We start from the raw sequence: 5,106 nt of genomic DNA, 5'->3' as shown, positions 1-5,106 counted from the left end.
AGAGTTTGCATATAGAAAATGCTTTTATGTTTTTGAGATAATTCTTTAATAAATAATTTTCTGCAATGAAAAAATCGCCGAAAAAATTTATAATGTGTAGTGTAGTGTAGTGTAGTGTAGTGTAGTGTAGTGTAGTGTAGTGTAGTGTAGTGTAGTGTAGTGTAGTGTAGTGTAGTGTAGTGTAGTGTAGTGTAGTGTAGTGTAGTGTAGTGGCAAACTAAACATATAAAATTCCTACCTGTTTTTTAATGATTAAATTATAACATATTAATAAAAAATGTCAATAGTTTAATTTATAAATTAATTTTTTAATTTTAATCTAAAAGAAAGTTTAATAAATAATATTTTTAATACGAAATATTTATCGTCTATTTTTATTGAAAAAATATTTTGCAGCAAGTTATTTAAAGTTATTACTATAGGTTTATATTGATAACTTTTATTTTTTAATTTTATTTCTATTCCACATATTCTTATAATTATATATTTATCAAATATGATTATAGAAAATAAATATGATTTTGATTTTTCTATTAAAATATCTTTATTATTTATAAAATTTTTGACGCTTTCTATATAAATATTTTTTATCATATCGGAAGGAACTACTTTATAAATCCAATCAATTTTGTTATATATATATATAGTATAAGAATTTACCGAATATTCCAATTCATTATATAAACAAAATGCCCTATAACACGCCACATTTAATAAATCTAAAGATAAATATCCATAGTTTTTATATAATAATTTTGCTTCCATAAAATCATTAATCAATTTTAATATAGAAACTATTTGATAAATTACGCTTTCTTTTTCTTCTTTTGTTTTTCTTAATCCCCTGCTATCAGAATCTTGCAAATATCTATAGCAATAAAATTCTTCGTTTATAGTTATAGAATAATTAGAAAAATAAGATATCACTAAATTTTGATATAAATCTTCCCATAAATTAATATGTTCTATATTTTTAAGTTCTTTATAAGCCAAATCTATTACAGATTTTTTATATATTTTACCCCACATCGTATGGCAGCCATTTCCATAAAAATATTTAATAATCTCATCATTATTTTTTAAATTTTTATTTGGAGGATTAAACCATTGCTCTTTCCATTCCTTTTCGCCATCCGTATGAATGCAATCAAAGAAAAGAATATCGGCGTTAGAAGAATCGAGTTTATTTATAGCGTTTTTCAAAAAATCTTTATTATCTTCTTTTAAGGATAAATAATCGTCTCCGTCAACATGCATTATATATTTTCCGTTTGAATTAAAAATTCCAGTTCTTCTTGCTTGATATAATCCTTTATTATATTCATGATTTATTAATCTTATGTTATTATATTTCTTTTTGTATTCTTCTATTATTTCTTCGCAATTTCCTTTTGAGCAGTCATTAACTACAATAACTTCAAAATCTGAATTATCTAAAGATTGATTAAAAATACTATCGAGACAATGCGGTAAATATTTTTCCACATTATAAACGGGGATTATTATGCTTAAATCAATATTTTTTTTAATCATATATATTCCTTAAATTTTCTTTTTAAAAGCAATTCTTATAAATAATATCTTTAATACGAAATATTTATCGTCTATTTTTATTGAAAAAATATTATTTAAAAGATTGTTGAAAGCTATAAATACAGGTTCTTTATAATATTTTTTATTTTCTAATAATATTTGTATTCCAAATAATCTTAAAACTTTAATTTTACAATATTTAATTATAGAAAAAAAATATGGAGTTAATTTTCCATCAAGAGACTTAAAAAAATTATAGTATATGCCGTTATAATCGCTAATTTCTTTAAATGCTTCGTATCCTTCAATAAAATCTTTTGAGAAAGTATCGCTTAAAATATTTTTATAATCTTTATCTTTTACTTGATTTAAATAATTATAATGATGATAACATAATTTTGAAAAACTATATCCGTATATCTTTTCTATATTTAATTTGCATAAAAAATTATAAATTTCGTCTAAAGATATTTTTACGGTTTCGCATAAAAATTTATATTTATTAATTTCTAAATCATCAAGTTTTGGACTTGCTCCGACATCATAATTATAAATATACAATTTTTTATTTAAAGTTTTATATGACTTACAAAAATAAAGAGTTATTGCATATTGAAGCAAATCTTCCGAACTGCTTAATTTAATATTCGGTATATATGGGATTGATTTTTTTACAACATCTTTTTTAAAAAAATTATCAGCGACATTATGATAAAATCTTATGTCTAAAAGTTCAATGAAAGGATATTTAATTATATTTCTTTCAGATAATAACCATAATTCTAAATCTTCTACATCGTATTCTGAATATACTTTTATAGAAAAAGGGATAACATCGTAATCTCTTTTATAAACTATTTTATGCAATTCTTTGCAAGTATTAATATCAAGTTCGTCATCGCTATCAACATAGGTAATATAATCTCCTTCAGCTTCAATACTTCCCGTTTTCCTTGCTATTAAAGTCCCTTTATTCTCGCTATGTTCAATATATTTTATTCTGTTATCTTTTTTCTTATATTCTTCAATTATTTCTTTACAATTTCCTTGAGAGCAATCATTAACGATTATAATTTCTATATCGTTAAAAGTTTGATTGACTAAACTATCTAAACATCTTCTTAAATATTTTTCCGTATTATAAACGGGAACTATAATCGATATTAACGGCATTTTATTTCCCCTCTAACTTAAATTTAAATCCTAACAAGTTTAAAAAAGTAATTTTCTTCCCTTCAATCTTTTTTGTATTTATAGAAAATAATCGCCTCAAAAAATTACTCAAACTTATTACAATTATTTTGTTGGAACATTCTTTATTTTTTATAACAATTCTAATGCCGAATAATTTAATTATTATTTTGTAATCTATAAAAATCATATAAAAGAAATATGGCGAAAGTTTATAATTCAATTCTTCTAAATTATTATTTTCTATTTCGTTATATTTTTGCAAATGCAAATATTGACTAATAATAGATTTGTCAAAATATTTTTCAATTATTTTTACATATTCTTCATTGTTATTTTTTATTTTTTCAAAAAGATAATTATATTGATTATAATAAATTTTAGAAAATAAAAATCCATAAGCTATATTTGATTTTACTTTTACCAAAAAATTATAAAATTCGTCAAGCGCTATTTTTGTGCTTCTGCATAAATAATCGTATTTATCAATATCTATTTCATTTGTATTTTTATTACTCAAACCAATATCGACATAATAAATATATAAAGGTTTTTGAATTACTTTATAAGATTTTGCAAAATAAAAAGCGATTAAACATTGAAGCATATCTTCGGAGTTCATAATTTGTATATCCGAAATATTTTCAATAAGTTTTTTTATTATATTTATATTAAAAGCTTTTGCCCACATATTATGAGATATTTTTTTATCGATAACTTCGTTAAGCAAGAACTCTGAATTAATATTAAATCTATTTGTCGATAAATTCCATTTAATATCTTTAGAATCAAAATCTGAAATTATTTTACTTCCAAAGTGAATAATATCATAATCTTTATTTTTTATAACATTAAATATTTCTTTGCAAGTATTAATATCGATTTCGTCATCGCTATCGACATACATAATATATTTTCCCGTAGATGCTATATTTCCCGTTTTTCTTGCTTGAAGTAAACTTTTATTTTCGCTATGTTCAATATATTTTATTCTATTATCTTTTTTCTGATATTCTTCAATTATTTCTTTACAATTTCCTTGAGAGCAATCATTAACAATTATAATTTCTATATCGTTAAAAGTTTGATTGACTAAACTATCTAAACATCTTCTTAAATATTTTTCCGTATTATAAACGGGAACGATAATCGATATTAACGGCATTTTATTTCCTTAATTATTTCTATATCTTTTAAAACTAATCTGAAATCCAAAAATAGTTAGTATTTTCTCATAAGATGATTTATTTTTTATCGAAAATATCCACTCAAGTAAAGAAAGTTTAATATCGAATTTCTTTAAATATTTATCTACTTCAGTATTCCTTATTTCTTTAATATATTCGTGTTCATCAAGTTCTTGTTTATCTTTCAAAAATTCTTTTTGTATTATAACCAATTCCTTAAGTTGCTTTTTATTCAAAAATAGCTGATATCTTGATACGCATTCTTTATACAATTGAATTATTCCGTCTATAACTTGCTCTCTAAAATTATGCAGAATTACAAAATCTATTAAATCATGGCTTGAATATAAAAAATCTAATTTCTTTTTTGGTTTAATATCATTGTAATATGTAGACATTACCGATTGCGGATTTGATATGTCATAGTTATATATTTTATTATATATTGAATAGAAATGATTTGAACAACATAAATATTTATAGAAAAAATTATAATCGTCATGTTCATATCCGTCTATAAATTTTATATTATATTCGTCAATAATTTTTTTCTTAAATATTTTATTCCATAACATAGAGTTTAACATTAAAAATTCATATATTCCTATATTACAATATCCATTAAATTTTAATTTAAAATAATTAAATTCCTCTTTGCTTCTTATGCTTGTATTATAAGTGTCCACTATATTACAACCGCATATAACAAAATCGACATTTTGCTTTATTATAGTTTCAAGCATAAGCTCGCACATATTCGGCTCATACCAATCGTCCGCATCGCAAAACATAATATATTCGCCTTTTGAATTTGAAAGCCCTACATTTCTTGCTTTTGCAGGACCAGAGTTTTCTTGCCTAAATAATTTTATTCTTTCGTCTTTAAATTCTTTTATAATATTATATGAATTATCTTTTGAGCCATCGTCTATGCATAAAATCTCTATATTTTTATAACTTTGATTTATTAAACTTTTTAGCGCTCTTTCAATATATTTTTCAGCGTTATATACAGGCAATATAATCGATATTAAAGGAGTTTTATTATCCGCCATATTCCGAACTCCGTTTAATAAATTTCAATCCGCAAATCTTCAAAACTAACTCTTTAGAATTAGAAGATAAAGAGAAAATATTTTTAAGTAAATTATTCAAACTAACAATTATAGGTTTGTTATAGCATTTATTAGTTTTC

General features: G+C 22.4%; 4 protein-coding genes. All 4 read right to left on the bottom strand.

Annotated elements, in window-relative coordinates; all coding sequences use genetic code 11:
• Positions 1 to 300: 300 nt before the first annotated feature.
• From EPJ79_RS11425 to EPJ79_RS11410, 4 genes are read right to left on the bottom strand one after another with little or no spacing between them, the layout of a single operon-like run.
• Positions 301 to 1,533 carry a glycosyltransferase family 2 protein gene (locus tag EPJ79_RS11425; protein ID WP_147739655.1) on the bottom strand — a complete coding sequence of 411 codons (1,233 nt, stop codon included), beginning with the start codon at positions 1,531 to 1,533 and terminating at the stop codon, positions 301 to 303.
• A 9-nt stretch (positions 1,534 to 1,542) separates the two neighbouring features.
• Positions 1,543 to 2,706 carry a glycosyltransferase family 2 protein gene (locus EPJ79_RS11420; RefSeq protein ID WP_147739654.1) on the bottom strand — a complete coding sequence of 388 codons (1,164 nt, stop codon included), beginning with the start codon at positions 2,704 to 2,706 and terminating at the stop codon, positions 1,543 to 1,545.
• Position 2,707: 1 nt separating this feature from the next.
• Positions 2,708 to 3,889, bottom strand: a complete 1,182-nt coding sequence (locus EPJ79_RS11415) for a glycosyltransferase family 2 protein (protein WP_147739653.1) — start codon at positions 3,887 to 3,889, stop codon at positions 2,708 to 2,710.
• Positions 3,890 to 3,898: 9 nt separating this feature from the next.
• The gene (locus EPJ79_RS11410; RefSeq protein WP_147739652.1) at positions 3,899 to 4,966 is read right to left on the bottom strand and encodes a glycosyltransferase family 2 protein; all 1,068 of its coding nucleotides are present in this window, start codon (positions 4,964 to 4,966) and stop codon (positions 3,899 to 3,901) included.
• Positions 4,967 to 5,106 lie beyond the last annotated feature (140 nt).

Source organism: Brachyspira aalborgi (genome assembly GCF_008016455.1).
Taxonomy (GTDB): domain Bacteria; phylum Spirochaetota; class Brachyspiria; order Brachyspirales; family Brachyspiraceae; genus Brachyspira; species Brachyspira aalborgi.
This window is presented reverse-complemented; position numbering and strand designations above follow the sequence as displayed.